At 68.3% G+C, this 13,032-nt stretch carries 13 protein-coding genes and 2 tRNA genes; 10 read left to right on the top strand and 5 right to left on the bottom strand.

The window, feature by feature from the left end; genetic code table 11:
- Positions 1-103 precede the first annotated feature (103 nt).
- Complete coding sequence (locus C6N40_RS03560) at positions 104-406, bottom strand: phosphoglucosamine mutase (protein ID WP_000251875.1); 303 nt, start codon at positions 404-406, stop codon at positions 104-106.
- An 86-nt stretch (positions 407-492) separates the two neighbouring features.
- Positions 493-1,308, bottom strand: coding sequence for a sulfonamide-resistant dihydropteroate synthase Sul2 (sul2, locus tag C6N40_RS03555; protein WP_001043260.1), 816 nt, complete (start codon positions 1,306-1,308; stop codon positions 493-495).
- 303 nt (positions 1,309-1,611) lie between these two features.
- On the opposite strand from sul2, the gene tadA reads away from it, so the two are divergent.
- The gene (tadA, locus tag C6N40_RS03540; RefSeq protein ID WP_106989625.1) at positions 1,612-2,097 is read left to right on the top strand and encodes a tRNA adenosine(34) deaminase TadA; all 486 of its coding nucleotides are present in this window, start codon (positions 1,612-1,614) and stop codon (positions 2,095-2,097) included.
- Here tadA and C6N40_RS03535 read toward each other — a convergent pair whose 3' ends face one another.
- Positions 2,098-2,565, bottom strand: coding sequence for a DUF2721 domain-containing protein (locus C6N40_RS03535; protein WP_106989624.1), 468 nt, complete (start codon positions 2,563-2,565; stop codon positions 2,098-2,100).
- A 56-nt stretch (positions 2,566-2,621) separates the two neighbouring features.
- Between C6N40_RS03535 and orn the strand changes: the two genes are divergently transcribed.
- Both orn and C6N40_RS03525 read left to right on the top strand, forming a co-directional pair.
- Complete coding sequence (gene orn / locus C6N40_RS03530; protein ID WP_106989623.1) at positions 2,622-3,200, top strand: oligoribonuclease; 579 nt, start codon at positions 2,622-2,624, stop codon at positions 3,198-3,200.
- On the top strand, positions 3,187-6,111 hold the full coding sequence (locus tag C6N40_RS03525) for a ligand-binding sensor domain-containing diguanylate cyclase (RefSeq protein WP_106989622.1): 2,925 nt from the start codon (positions 3,187-3,189) through the stop codon (positions 6,109-6,111). Before orn ends, C6N40_RS03525 begins: the two co-directional genes overlap by 14 nt.
- 18 nt (positions 6,112-6,129) lie before the next feature.
- Here C6N40_RS03525 and C6N40_RS03520 read toward each other — a convergent pair whose 3' ends face one another.
- Together C6N40_RS03520 and ppsA are read right to left on the bottom strand one after the other, a co-directional pair.
- Entirely contained in the window at positions 6,130-7,080 is a 951-nt protein-coding gene (locus C6N40_RS03520) for a mechanosensitive ion channel family protein (RefSeq protein ID WP_106989621.1), read from the bottom strand.
- Between the two features lie 13 nt (positions 7,081-7,093).
- Positions 7,094-9,466: a phosphoenolpyruvate synthase gene (gene ppsA / locus C6N40_RS03515; protein ID WP_106989620.1), complete on the bottom strand. Its 2,373-nt coding sequence runs from the start codon at positions 9,464-9,466 to the stop codon at positions 7,094-7,096.
- 158 nt (positions 9,467-9,624) lie between these two features.
- Here ppsA and ppsR point away from each other — a divergent pair, with 158 nt between their 5' ends.
- The 7 genes from ppsR (at position 9,625) to C6N40_RS03480 (ending at position 13,022) form a co-directional block, all read left to right on the top strand.
- Positions 9,625-10,446, top strand: coding sequence for a posphoenolpyruvate synthetase regulatory kinase/phosphorylase PpsR (ppsR, locus tag C6N40_RS03510; protein ID WP_106989619.1), 822 nt, complete (start codon positions 9,625-9,627; stop codon positions 10,444-10,446).
- Between the two features lie 40 nt (positions 10,447-10,486).
- A complete protein-coding gene (locus C6N40_RS03505) occupies positions 10,487-10,987 on the top strand; it encodes a DUF1249 domain-containing protein (RefSeq protein WP_106989618.1) in 501 nt (166 codons plus the stop codon).
- 43 nt (positions 10,988-11,030) lie between these two features.
- Positions 11,031-11,106, top strand: a tRNA-Ala gene (locus C6N40_RS03500).
- 10 nt (positions 11,107-11,116) lie between these two features.
- Positions 11,117-11,192, top strand: a tRNA-Glu gene (locus C6N40_RS03495).
- Between the two features lie 76 nt (positions 11,193-11,268).
- Positions 11,269-12,012 carry a beta-ketoacyl synthase chain length factor gene (locus tag C6N40_RS03490; RefSeq protein WP_106989617.1) on the top strand — a complete coding sequence of 248 codons (744 nt, stop codon included), beginning with the start codon at positions 11,269-11,271 and terminating at the stop codon, positions 12,010-12,012.
- On the top strand, positions 11,996-12,781 hold the full coding sequence (locus C6N40_RS03485) for a lysophospholipid acyltransferase family protein (RefSeq protein ID WP_106989616.1): 786 nt from the start codon (positions 11,996-11,998) through the stop codon (positions 12,779-12,781). Before C6N40_RS03490 ends, C6N40_RS03485 begins: the two co-directional genes overlap by 17 nt.
- On the top strand, positions 12,762-13,022 hold the full coding sequence (locus C6N40_RS03480; RefSeq protein WP_106989615.1) for a phosphopantetheine-binding protein: 261 nt from the start codon (positions 12,762-12,764) through the stop codon (positions 13,020-13,022). The genes C6N40_RS03485 and C6N40_RS03480 overlap by 20 nt, the downstream gene beginning before the upstream one ends.
- Positions 13,023-13,032 lie beyond the last annotated feature (10 nt).

Genomic DNA, 13,032 nt, shown 5'->3' with positions numbered 1-13,032 from the left:
TTGTCGGAAAAGGAGCCGCTAGTGGGAAAGAGGAGGGTAAATTTTCAGCGTTGCTGGCTCCCCGTCAGCCGGATTGGGTTGCATCGCAGGGGTGTCGAAAGAGTCAACTGCGGTCCAAAGCTGTTGGACTTGGGTGAAAAGGGCGTTTATTCTTCCTATACGTTGTCGGCAGCGGGCCAAAAAGGAATACGTCCATGCCCATCGAGGTGAAACCGGCTGTGAGCGCGGGTTCAAGCATATAGCCCGACAGGCGCGTATCCTTGCCGATCACGACACGATGGCGGTGGTCACCGCGACGAAAGACACGGCCAGCCGCCATGCCGACGCGCAAGGCGGTTTCCGCCGTCATCGCGCCTTCGTTGGCTTTGCCACGAATACCGTCTGTGCCGAAATATTTGCGCACCATAAGGTCGATTATCCTGTCGTCGGGTCGCCCTCAAAGGGGACATGCCTGCTGAACCGCGAATATAGAGAAATATCCCGAATGTGCAGTTAACGAATTCTTGCGGTTTCTTTCAGCGCCGCCAATACCGCCAGCCCGTCGCGCAAGGGGCGCGGCTCGTGTGTGCGGATGAAGTCAGCTCCACCTGCGGCGGCGGCAAGCTCTGCAGCGAGTGTCGCGGCCCCGACATCCCCCGGACCACGGCCTGTGAGCGCGCGCAGAAAGGATTTGCGCGAAACAGACAGAAGCACCGGCAAATCGAAGCGCAGCCGCAATTCATCGAACCGCGCCAGCACCGAGAGCGAGGTTTCGGGAGCAGCCCCCAGAAAAAACCCCATGCCGGGATCAAGGACAAGGCGGTTGCGTTTGATACCGGCACCCGTCAGCGCCGCGATGCGCGCGTCAAAGAACGCCGCAATGTGATCCATGATGTCGCCAGCGGGTGCCTCGCGCCGATCTGCCTGCCCGTCTTGCACCGAATGCATAACGACGAGTTTGGCAGATGATTTCGCCAATTGCGGATAGAACGCAGCGTCTGGAAAACCGCGAATATCATTGAGATAGGCCACACCACGCGACAAGGCATAGGCTTGCGTCGCGGGTTGATAACTGTCGAGCGAGACGGGAATGCCATCTGCCTTGAGCGCGTCCAGCACCGGCGCGATACGCGCGATTTCTGTGTCGGACGAAACAGGCGCGGCGTCGGGATTGCTGGATGCCGGACCGAGGTCGATCACATCTGCCCCCTCGGCCATCAGCTTACGCGCCTGCGCAATGGCTGCGTCTGGCGCCAGATACCGGCCTCCATCGGAGAAACTGTCCGAGGTTATGTTGACGATGCCGAAAATGATGAGCGATTTATTCATGGGGGCTTCTATAATAATAATAATCGAGCATGAGTCTCATACGGATGCTCGGGTCGAAAGGGAATCCCCAGGCGAGTAACCTGTTTGCGGTGATCCATTAACTGCAGGAGCAGAAGAGCATACATCTGGAAGCAAAGCCAGGAAAGCGGCCTATGGAGCTGTGCGGCAGCGCTCAGTAGGCAATTTTTCAAAATATTGTTAAGCCTTTTCTGAGCATGGTATTTTTCATGGTATTACCAATTAGCAGGAAAATAAGCCATTGAATATAAAAGATAAAAATGTCTTGTTTACAATAGAGTGGGAATGAGAAAGCCCGAGTTCACCGTCGATGACCACCGCTGGATGCACCACGCGCTCGAACTGGCCGACCGGGCCGAGAGCGAGGGCGAGGTCCCGGTGGGCGCGGTGCTGGTCGGGCCCGACGGCCAGCGGGTGGCCGAGGGCTGGAACCGCAACATCGCCGAGAACGACCCCACGGCCCACGCCGAGATCGTGGCGCTGCGGCGGGCGGGGCAGGCGCTGGGCAACTACCGGCTCACCGGCTGCACGCTCTACGTGACGCTCGAGCCCTGCGCCATGTGTTCGATGGCGATGGTGCATGCGCGGCTGGCGCGGGTGGTCTACGGCGCGAAGGATCCCAAGACCGGCGCCGCCGGCAGCGTCTTCAACCTGCTCACCGACCCGCGCCACAACCACCGCCTGGAGGCCGAGGGCGGCCTGATGGGCGACGAGGCCGGGCAGCGGCTCACCGAGTACTTCCGGCGCAAGCGCGCCCGCCCCGGGCTCTGATCAGCCGCCGCGGCCGCGGCGGCTCATTTCCTGGTCGAGCTCGGCGTCGAAGGTGCGCACGGCCATCACCACCTCCAGGCCGAGGAACAGGCTGGCCATCAGCATGCTCAGCACGCCGGCGACGGCCAGCACCGTGGGCGCCAGGCCCAGCCGGAAGCCGCTGAAGGCGTCGATCGCCAGGGCCAGGCTGGTGCCGACATAACAGCCCAGCGAGACGTAGAGCATCACGCAGGCGCGCAGGACATGGGTGGCGCGGGCGCGATGGCGGCGGATCTGCGCCTCGAGCACCGCGCGTTCCGCGGCCGGGGCCTGCTCCCAGTGGCCCAGCAGGGAGCGCAGGCGGTCGACCACGCGGGCCAGCCGGTTGTTGGCCGAAATCAGCAGGGAGCCGGTGGCCGCCATGAGCAGGGCGGGGGCGAGCATCGAGCCGAGGATGCGGTAGTGGTCGAGAGTGTCCGGGCCAAGCATGCGGTCGTCTGATCCGAGGGGGTCGCAGGTATGATGCCGTCAATTCCGCTCCGTTGATGAACCGCATGCCCGCCAACGACACCAACCTGGTCTGGATCGACCTGGAGATGACCGGCCTGGACCCGGACACCGACTCGGTGCTCGAGATCGCCACCCTGGTCACCGACAGCCAGCTCAATGTGCTGGCCGAGGGCCCGGAGCTGGCCATCCGCCACCCGCTGGCCCGGCTCGAGGCCATGGACGAGTGGAACCGCAACACCCACTCGCGGTCCGGCCTGTGGCAGCGCGTGCTCGACAGCGAGGTCTCGATGGCCCGCGCCGAAGCCGAAACCGTGGCCTTCCTCGCCGACTGGGTGCCGGCCGGCAAATCGCCGATGTGCGGCAATTCGATCTGCCAGGACCGGCGTTTCCTGGTGCGGCACATGCCGCGGCTCGAGCGTTATTTCCACTACCGCAACCTCGACGTGTCCACGCTCAAGGAACTGGCCCGGCGCTGGGCGCCGGACGTGCTGGCGGGCGTGGCCAAGGTCGGCGCGCACACGGCGCTGTCGGACATCCGCGAGTCGGTCAGGGAGCTGTCGCACTACCGCGCCCACATGGGTCGCCTGGGCGGCCAGGCCGATGGCGCGCGCTGAGCGCCGCCCGGGCATCGCGCTGGCGGCCCTGCTGCTGGCGCTGCCGGCGTTGCCGGCGTCGGCGCTCGACGACAAGCCGCTCGAAAGTTACGCCCGCGAGGTCTGGAGCACCCGCGACGGCCTGCCGCACAACCAGGTCAATTCGATCGTGCAGACGCCGGAGGGCTACCTCTGGTTCGCCACCTGGGAAGGCGTGGTCCGCTACAACGGCCAGGAATTCCGCAGCTTCGGCCGCAACAACGTCGAGGGCCTGCGCGACAGCGGCGTCCGCGCGGTCAGCGTCAGCCCGCGCGGTGCCCTGGTGGTGGCGACCTCGCGCGGCGGCGTGAGCGTGATGCGCGACGGCGCCTGGTCCACCTACACGCGCGATGAAGGCCTGGCCCAGGACGAAACCTTCGCCGCCATCGAAGACCGCGCCGGCCGGCTCTGGGTCGCCACCGAGAGCCGCGGCGTGACCCGGATGGAAGGCGACCGGGCCCTGAGCTTCACGGCGTCCCAGGGCCTGCCTTCCGAGGTGGCGTATGCCCTGGCCGAGGATGGCTCGGGCGCGGTCTGGGTGGGCACCGGACAGGGCATCGCCCGCATCGAGGGCGAGCGCGTGCAGGCCTTCGGCACCGACGCCGGGCTGCCGGCGAGCGCGGTCTTGAGCCTGGCCGTGGCCGCCGACGGACGGCTCTACGCCGGCACCGAGGATGGCCTGTACGTGGGGCAGGGCGGCCGTTTCGCGCCGGCCCACGCGGAGCTGGCCGGCGTGGCGGTGGCGAGCCTGGAGCTCGACGAGAACGGCACGCTCTGGATCGGCACCGTCGACCGCGGCCTGATGCGCCTGGGCGTCCGCGGACTGGAGCGTTTCGGGGTTTCCGACGGCCTGCCCAACAGCCGCGTCGCCTCGCTGTTCTCCGACCGCGAGGGCAACCTGTGGGTCGGCACCAATGCCGGCCTGATGCGCTTCACCGACACCCCCTTCATCACCATCGACAGCCACCAGGGGCTGTCCGACGACTACGTGCGCGCCCTGCTCGAGGCCGGCCCGGGCGAGGTGCTGGTGGGCACCAGCCGCGGGCTCGACCGGTGGCATGACGAACGCATCGAACCCCTGGAAGGGCTGCAGGGCGACTCGGTGCTGAGCCTGGCGCGCGACCGCGCCGGAAACCTGTGGATCGGCACCTATTCCACCGGCCTGGTGCGATGGCGCGACGGCAGCGTGCGCGAGCGGCTGCTGGCCGGCTCCGGGCTGCCCTCGAACCAAGTGCGCGCGGTGCTCGAGGGCCGCGACGGCCGCCTGTGGATCGGCACCTCGCGCGGCCTGATGCGACGGGGCGGCGAGGGCGGCGACCGGGTGCTGCTCGAACGCGACGGCCTGCCGCGCGACTTCGTGCTCAGCCTGTTCGAGGCCAGCGACGGTTCGGTCTGGGTGGGCACCTCCAACGGCGCGGCGCGCATCCGCGGCGAGGAGATCACCCGGCTCGACATCTCGGGCATGGACGAGGCCCAGGACGTCTTCGGCATGCACGAAGATCCGGACGGCACGCTCTGGCTGGCCACCGACCGCGGCGTGCTGCGCTACCGCGGCAACCGCCTCGACCTCGTCGGTGGCCGCCAGGGGCTGCCGGTGGACGCGGTGTTCCAGGTCGTCGTCGACACGTATGGCAACTTCTGGCTCACCTCCAACGCCGGCGTCATCCACGTGCGTCGCGAGGACATGGAGGCCAGTGCCGACGGCCGCGCCGCCCGGCTCGAGTACCAGCAGTTCGCCGAGGCCGACGGCATGGGCAGCGCCCAGTGCAATGGCGGCGCGGGTCCGGCGGCGCTGCGCATCGGCGATGGCAGCATCTGGGTCGCCACGGCCCGCGGTGTGGCCGTGGTGCAGCCCGACGAATTGCCCAAGTACCAGCTGGCGCCGCCGCCGGTGGTGATCGAGGGCCTCCGCGTCGACGACCGCAACACCAGCGCCGACGGCCAGCTGGTGCTGCCGCCCGGCACCCGCAAGCTCGAGCTCGACTACGTCAGCCTCAGCTATCGCACCCCCGAGCAGATCCGCTACCGCTACCGTCTGGATGGCTTCGACAACGCCTGGGTCGAGCGCAACCAGCTTCGCAACGCGCAGTACACCAACCTGCCGCCGGGCAAATACCGCTTCCAGGTCAGCGCGGCCCAGCGCGGCAGCGGCTGGAGCCCCGAGACCGCCTCGGTGAGCTTCGAGATCGAGCCGATGCTGTGGCAGCGCCCCTGGTTCCTGCCGGCGGCGGGCGCGCTGCTGGCCCTTGGCCTGTACGGCCTGTACCGGATCCGGGTGGGCCGGCTCGAGGCCAGGGAGAACCAGCTCAGCCGCCTGGTGGAAGAGCGAACGCGGGCGCTGAGCGAGAAGAACAGCGAGCTCGAGCAGAAGAACGAAACCATCCGCAAGCAGAGCGAGGTCTTCGAGCAGCTCTCGCGCACCGACGGCCTGACCGGCCTGGCCAACCGGCGCAGCATGGAGGAATCCCTGGCCGCGGCCTGGCGGCGGGCGGTGACGGGCGGTACCGAGCTGTCGTTCGGCCTGCTCGACATCGACCATTTCAAACGCATCAACGACGGCTATTCGCACGACGTCGGTGACGAGGTGCTGCGCCGGGTGGCCGGGGTGCTGCGCTCCCAGCCCACGCGGGTGCAGGTGGCGCGCTGGGGTGGCGAGGAGTTCGCGCTGCTCTTCCCCGGCACCGGCCTGGCCCAGGCGCACGAGCTGGCGGAAGGCCTGCGCAGGGCGATCGAAACGATCGAATCCGACGACGTGGCGCCGGGCCTGCGCATCACCGCCAGCATCGGCCTGGCCGGCCGGGGCGGCCTGCCAAACTACGAGAAGATGGTTTCCCAGGCCGACCAGCGCCTCTACGAAGCCAAGCACGCCGGCCGCAACCGCGTCGTCGGCTGATGGCGACGCAGGCCGGCGCTAGGTTCGCGGCTTGCCGTCGCCTTCTGCGAGGGTGACCACCTGGTCGATCGGCAGCGCCCGGCCGTCGCCGCCGTGGTGGTAGATGTGCAGGTCGCGCTGCGGGAAGGGGATCGAGATGCCCTGTTCGCTGAAGCTGCGGTGCACGGCCTCGGTGAGGTCGCTGCGGGTGGCGACGAAGTCCGGCGTGCCGACCCAGGCGCGCAGCACCAGGTCCACGCTCGATTCGCCCAGGCCGGCGACCAGAACTTCGGGTTCCGGAGTGGCCAGCACCTTGTCGTGGCCACGGGCGATGCCCAGGAGCACTTCGCGCGCCTTGCGGATCTCCTCGCCGTAGCCGATGCCTACGGCCAGGTCGATGCGCCGCTGCGGCCGCGACGTGAAGTTCACGATCGGCTGGGTGGTGATCTGGCTGTTGGGCAGGATGATGTCGTGGTTCTGGTAGGCGCGCAGCACGGTCTGGAAGATGCGCACGCGTTCGACCACGCCTTCCTTGCCGGCGATCTCCACCGCATCGCCGGCCCGGAACGGGCGCAGCACGATCAGCATCACGCCGGAGGCGATGTTCGAAAGCGAGTCCTTCAGCGCCAGGCCGATCGCCAGGCCGGCTGCGCCCAGTACCGCCAGCAGCGAGGTGGTCGGTACGCCGACCGCGTCGAGCACGGCCACCAGCACCACCACCAGGCCGAGCACGCGGGCGAAGTTGCGCAGGAAGTCGCGCAGGATCTGGTCCATGCCGGCGCGCTGCATCACCCGGTCCAGCCCGCGGGTGAGCAGCTTCACCGCCCACCAGCCGACCAGGCCGACGACCACCGCCAGCGCGACGCGCACCAGCCAGGGGCTGGTGCCCAGCATCTCGATCAGCGAATTCTCAAGCCCCTGCAGCGGCGAAGCGACCTCCTCCGCCGCAGTCGCGGCGGGGGAGGGGGCCGGGGTGGCGGGCTGGGTCATCCGGCCGCCGGGCTCAGTTGGCCTTGAGCTTGGCCAGGCGCAGCCAGGTGTCGATGACGGTGTCGGGGTTGAGCGACACCGACTCGATGCCCTGCTGCATCAGCCACTCGGCCAGGTCCGGGTGGTCGGACGGGCCCTGGCCGCAGATGCCGATGTACTTGCCCTTGGCGCGGGCGGCGGAGATGGCCATCGACAGCAGCTTCTTGACCGCGGCGTCGCGCTCGTCGAACAGGTGCGCGACGATGCCCGAGTCGCGATCCAGGCCGAGCGCGAGCTGGGTCAGGTCGTTCGAGCCGATCGAGAAGCCGTCGAACATCTCGAGGAACTCGTCGGCCAGCAGGGCGTTGGAGGGTACCTCGCACATCATGATCACCTTCAGGCCGTTCTCGCCGCGCTTGAGGCCATTGGCCTCCAGCGTCTCGAGCACGGCGCGGCCCTCGTCGAGGGTGCGCACGAACGGGATCATGATCCAGCAGTTGGTCAGGCCCATCTCGTCGCGGACCTTGCGCACGGCGCGGCACTCGAGCGCGAAGCAGTCGCGGAATTCGGAGTGCACGTAGCGCGAGGCGCCGCGGAAACCGATCATCGGGTTCTCTTCGTGCGGCTCGTAGGCCTTGCCGCCGACCAGGTTGGCGTACTCGTTGGACTTGAAGTCGGACAGGCGCACGATGACGGCGTTCGGCGCGAACGCCGCGGTCAGGGTGGCGATGCCCTCGGCCAGGCGGTCGACGTAGAAGCTCACCGGGTCGGCGTAGCCGGCGGTGATCTGGTCGATCTGCTTCTTCAGGTCGGCCGGCTGCTTGTCGTACTCGAGCAGGGCGCGGGGGTGCACGCCGATCTGGCGGGCGATGACGAACTCCAGGCGCGCCAGGCCGATGCCCTGGTTGGGCAGCTGGGCGAAGTCGAAGGCGCGCTCGGGGTTGCCGACGTTCATCATGATCTTAAGCGGCGCCGGCGGCATGTTGCCCAGGTCGGTGGTGGTGACCTCGAAGCCGAGCTTGCCGGCGTAGATGTAGCCGGTGTCGCCCTCGGCGCAGCTGACCGTGACCTCGGCGCCGTCGGGGATCGACTGCATCGCGTCGCCCGTGCCCACCACGGCCGGCACGCCCAGCTCGCGGGCGATGATGGCCGCGTGGCAGGTGCGGCCGCCGCGGTTGGTGACGATGGCGGCGGCGCGCTTCATGATCGGCTCCCAGTCCGGGTCGGTCATGTCGGCCACCAGCACGTCGCCGGGCTGGAACTTGCTCATCTCGGCGAGGTTGCGCACCACGCGGGCGGTGCCGGCGCCGATCTTGTGGCCGATGGCGCGGCCTTCCGACAGCACTTCGCCGCGCTTTTCGAGGTGGAAGCGCTCGATCTGGGTGGCGTGGGCGCGCGAACGCACCGTTTCCGGGCGCGCCTGCAGGATGTAGAGCTTGCCGGTGTGGCCGTCCTTGCCCCACTCGATGTCCATCGGCCGGCCGTAGTGCTGTTCGATCACCAGGGCCTGGCGCGAGAGCTCCTCGACATCGGCGTCGGTGATGGAGAAGCGGTTGCGCAGCTCGGCCGGGGTGTCCTCGGTCCTCACTCGCTCGCCGGGCACGTCGGAATAGACCATGCGCAGCTGCTTGCTGCCGAGGTTGCGGCGCAGGACCGCCGGCTTGCCCTGGCGCAGGGTGGGCTTGTAGACGTAGAACTCGTCCGGGTTGACCGCGCCCTGCACGACCATCTCGCCCAGGCCGTAGCTGGCGGTGACGAAAACGACGTCGCGGAAGCCCGATTCGGTGTCGAGCGTGAACAGCACGCCCGAGGCGCCGACGTCCGAGCGCACCATCAGCTGGATGCCTGCGCTCAGGAACACGTCCTCGTGCTTGAAGCCGTGGTGCACGCGGTAGGCGATGGCGCGGTCGTTGTAGAGGCTGGCGAAGACCTCCTTGACCTTGTGCACCACGTCGTCCTCGCCGGTGACGTTGAGGAAGGTTTCCTGCTGGCCGGCGAAGCTGGCATCGGGCAGGTCCTCGGCGGTGGCCGAGGAGCGCACGGCGACGGCCAGGTCGGCGGCGCCGGCTTCCTCGCACATCCGGCGGTAGGCGCCGCGGATGGCCTGGTCGAGTTCGGGCTGCAGCGGCGCGTCGGTGACCCAGCCGCGGATCTCGGCGCCGACGGCCACCAGGGCGTCGACGTCCTCGACGTCCAGCGTGGCCAGGCGGTCGTAGATGCGCTGGCTGAGGTTGTTGTGGGCGATGAAGCGACGGAAGGCATCGGCCGTAGTGGCGAAGCCGCCGGGCACCGAGACGCCGAGCTCGGCCAGGTGGCCGATCATCTCGCCGAGCGAGGAATTCTTGCCGCCGACCTGGGGCAGGTCGGACAGGCGGAGTTCGTGCAGCCAAAGGACGTCGGCGTTCAAGGGGGTCTCCGTGCGCTCGGGGCCGGGCGGCCGGTGGGGACGCCCCGCGTACCATGATTTCAAGCTGCGTATGATGCGACCGCAGGGCAGGCCATACAAGCTTGAATCGTCTAGGAAAACATGCCCCGGCGGCGCCCGGGGCCGGAGGAAACCGCGGCATGGAAGGGGTTCGCCACGTCTTTTACGTCTCCGATGGCACCGGCATCACCGCCGAGACCATCGGCCATAGCCTGCTGACCCAGTTCAACGGCATCGAATTCGCCACCCGGCGCATCGCCTTCGTGGACAGCCTCGAGAAGGCCGAGTCGGCCGTGGCCGAGATCCGGGCTGCCGAGCTGGCCAGCGGGCTGCGCCCGGTGGTCGTGAACACCGTGGTCGACCCGGACCTCAATGCCCTGCTGGCCGCGAGCGGGGCGCTGATGCTCGACGCGTTCGAGCCCTTCATCAGCCCGCTGGAGCGGGAGCTGGGCCAGAAGCGCCAGTCGCGGGTCGGCCGCGCCCACGGCCTGGTGGACTTCGCTGCCTACGAGCAGCGCATCAACGCCACCAACTACGCGCTCACCCACGACGACGGCATGGACGTGCACTACGACGACGCCGACGTTATTCTGGTCGGCGTGTCGCGCTCGGGCAAGACGCCGACCTGCCTGTACCTGGCCCTTCACTACGGTGTGAAGGCGGCCAACTACCCGCTGACCATCGAGGACCTGGAGGGCAGGGAGCTGCCGCGGCGGCTGCGCAAGCACCGCAGCAAGCTCTTCGGGCTGACCATCGACCCGGTGCGCCTGCAGCAGATCCGCCAGGAGCGGCGCCCGAATTCCCGCTACGCCAACCTCGAGACCTGCCGCGCCGAGGTGATCGCGGCCGAGGCGATGTTCCGCCAGGAGAACATTCCGGTGCTGAGTACCACCCACACATCGATCGAGGAAATCTCGGGCAAGGTGCTGGCCCAGCTGGGCATCCACCGCCACATGTTCTGAGGCGCCTGGCGTGCCCGTGGCTGCGTGCTAGAGTCGGGCCATGCATGCCGCCACGCCAACGCACCGGCACCTGCCGCGACTGAGCCGCTTCGAGTGGCTCATGGGCCTGTACGGCGAAAACTTCCAGCGCCTGACCCGCATGTTCCAGCCGCAGGCGCTGGCACCCGGGCGCTACGTCTCGCGGGTCGAGGGCGGCCTGGACCTGCACCTGGAAGTGCTGGCCCTGCATACCTATACGGTGGAACTGCGGCTGAGCTACGCCATGCTCGACCCGGCCACCGGCCAGCCCGATCCCTCGGCCTACGTGCGCCTGTACCGCGACGCCCGCCAGGCCGAGGCCACCCACTGCTACATCGGGCGCCGCTGGCAGGACGTCCTGGGCCTGCGCCCGAGCGTGCAGGTGATGCTCGGCCACCGCCTGCGCATGAACGGTTTCCTCAACAAGTGGCTCGACTACCTTGAAGGCCAGGGACACGGCCCGCATACCCTGTCCGAAGCGGGACCGGCGCCGGCCGACAAAAAAAATGCAGCCTGTGCTTGACGAGTCGGCGGCGCCTGTCTAAACTTTCGCTTCTTCCTTCGGTGGGGCTATAGCTCAGCTGGGAGAGCGCTACAATGGCATTGTAGAGGTCATCGGTTCGATCCCGATTAGCTCCACCACCGATTCAAAGTCCCCATCGTCTAGAGGCCTAGGACATTACCCTTTCACGGTAGCGACCGGGGTTCGAATCCCCGTGGGGACGCCAGACGCAAGACGTCTCAGGAAAGCCCGGCCGAAAGCCGGGCTTTTTCTTTATCTCGCAGGGGAGCGAGGATTCACGCATGGACAACCGGTTCGTCGTCAGCCAATGGGCCGCCTTCGCGCCCGGGCTCGGAACAGCGGCGCAATGGGCCGACTGGGCCCGCGCGCCCTGGCTGCCGGCCGGCGATGACGTACCGCCGCTGGCGGAAATGCCCGCCATGCAGCGCCGGCGCCTGGAACGACTCGGCCGCATGGCCCTGCAGGTCGCCTGGCAGGTGCAGCCCGAAGCCTCCGACGAGATCCCGCTGGTGTTCGCCTCGCGCCACGGCGACATCAGCCGCACCTTCGGCATGCTGCAGTCCCTGGCCCGCGGCGAAGCGCTGTCGCCGACGCACTTCGGCCTGTCCACCCACAACGCCATCGTCGCCCAGTATTCGATCGCCCGCGGGCTGGGCGGCAACTACCTGGCGGTGGCCGGCGGCAGGGAATCGCCCGAGGCCGCGGTGACCGAGGCCCTGGGCCTGCTGGCCGACGGGGCACCGGAAGTGCTGGTGGTGCAGTCCGACGACCTGGTGCCTGCCGACTACGCCGGTTACCAGAACGAACCCCAGGCCGCCTACGCCTGGGCCTGGCGCCTGCGCCGCGCCGCCCCCGGCGAGGCCGCCTTCTCGCTTTCCGCCAGCGGCAGCGGTCCGATGCCGGCCTCCGGGCCGCCGCGGCTGCCGCACGGCCTGGAGGTGCTGCGCTGGTTCCTGGGCGACGAGCCCGCCTTGCCGTGCCCGCAGTCGGGCCGCCGCTGGGATAGGCATGCCGCGCTGGCTTGACCGGGGCTGGCGCATCGTCGCCACCTCGATTTCCTTCGCCGCCTTCGGCCTCGGCGGCGTCGCGCTGCGCCTGCTCGTGTTCCCGCCGCTGCGCTGGTGCGTGCGTGACCCGGCGCGGCGCGGGGAGCTGGCGCGCCGGCTGATCCAGCGCAGTTTCGCCGGCCATCGCGAGCTGATGCACCGGCTGGGCGTGCTCAGCTACGAACTGGTCGGCTTCGAGCGTCTCGAGCGCAGCGGCCTGCTGGTGCTGGCCAACCATCCGACCCTGATCGACGTTGTCTTCCTGGTGTCGCTCACGCCGCGCGCCGACTGCGTGGTCAAGTCGAGGCTGGCGCGCAATCCCTTCACCCGCGGGCCGGTGAAGGCCACGGGCTACATCTGCAACGACAGTGGCGCCGGCCTGGTCGAGGACTGCATCCGTTCGGTGCGCTCCGGGCGCAACCTGGTGATCTTCCCCGAAGGCACTCGCACGCCCCGCGGCCAGGCGCTGGGCCCGCTGCAGCGCGGCGCCGCCAACATCGCCATCCGCGGCGGACTGGACATCACGCCGGTGCTGATCACCTGCACGCCGCCCACCTTGGGCAAGGGTGAGAAATGGTATCGTGTACCTTCACGGCGATTTCACGTCAGGATCGAGGTCTTGCCGGACCTTCCGGTGGATCCCTTCCTTCGTGGCGGCGCGTCCGAGGCCCTGGCGGCCCGGCGGCTGACCACGCACCTTGACCATTACTTCAAGTCGGAGTTGTCGCGTGTCGGCGCTGCAAACTGAAATCAAGGAACTGATCATCCGCACCCTGTCGCTCGAAGACGTCACGCCCGACGACATCGACGCGGCGGCACCGCTGTTCAACGAGGGCCTCGGGCTCGATTCGATCGATGCCCTGGAGCTGGGCCTCGCCCTGCAAAAACGCTATGGGGTGACGCTGGCGGCCGATTCGGCCGAGACCCGGCAGCACTTCGCCAGCGTGGACGCGCTGTGCGCCTTCGTGGCCGCCCAGCGCGCGTCGTAAGGCCCCAACG

This window comes from Arenimonas caeni, from assembly GCF_003024235.1.
Taxonomy (GTDB): domain Bacteria; phylum Pseudomonadota; class Gammaproteobacteria; order Xanthomonadales; family Xanthomonadaceae; genus Arenimonas; species Arenimonas caeni.
Note: the sequence above shows the minus strand (reverse complement) of the source record. Positions and strands in the feature narration are given on the sequence as shown.

What these genes read in the sequence shown, in the direction of transcription:
- C6N40_RS03485 (WP_106989616.1), top strand. Translation starts at nt 11,996, where the DNA reads ATGCCGCGCTGGCTTGACCGGGGCTGGCGCATCGTCGCCACCTCGATT.
- C6N40_RS03560 (WP_000251875.1), bottom strand. Translation starts at nt 406, where the DNA reads ATGGTGCGCAAATATTTCGGCACAGACGGTATTCGTGGCAAAGCCAAC.
- C6N40_RS03535 (WP_106989624.1), bottom strand. Translation starts at nt 2,565, where the DNA reads ATGCTTGGCCCGGACACTCTCGACCACTACCGCATCCTCGGCTCGATG.
- orn (WP_106989623.1), top strand. Translation starts at nt 2,622, where the DNA reads ATGAACCGCATGCCCGCCAACGACACCAACCTGGTCTGGATCGACCTG.
- tadA (WP_106989625.1), top strand. Translation starts at nt 1,612, where the DNA reads ATGAGAAAGCCCGAGTTCACCGTCGATGACCACCGCTGGATGCACCAC.
- C6N40_RS03520 (WP_106989621.1), bottom strand. Translation starts at nt 7,080, where the DNA reads ATGACCCAGCCCGCCACCCCGGCCCCCTCCCCCGCCGCGACTGCGGCG.
- C6N40_RS03490 (WP_106989617.1), top strand. Translation starts at nt 11,269, where the DNA reads ATGGACAACCGGTTCGTCGTCAGCCAATGGGCCGCCTTCGCGCCCGGG.
- C6N40_RS03505 (WP_106989618.1), top strand. Translation starts at nt 10,487, where the DNA reads ATGCATGCCGCCACGCCAACGCACCGGCACCTGCCGCGACTGAGCCGC.
- sul2 (WP_001043260.1), bottom strand. Translation starts at nt 1,308, where the DNA reads ATGAATAAATCGCTCATCATTTTCGGCATCGTCAACATAACCTCGGAC.
- ppsR (WP_106989619.1), top strand. Translation starts at nt 9,625, where the DNA reads ATGGAAGGGGTTCGCCACGTCTTTTACGTCTCCGATGGCACCGGCATC.
- C6N40_RS03525 (WP_106989622.1), top strand. Translation starts at nt 3,187, where the DNA reads ATGGCGCGCGCTGAGCGCCGCCCGGGCATCGCGCTGGCGGCCCTGCTG.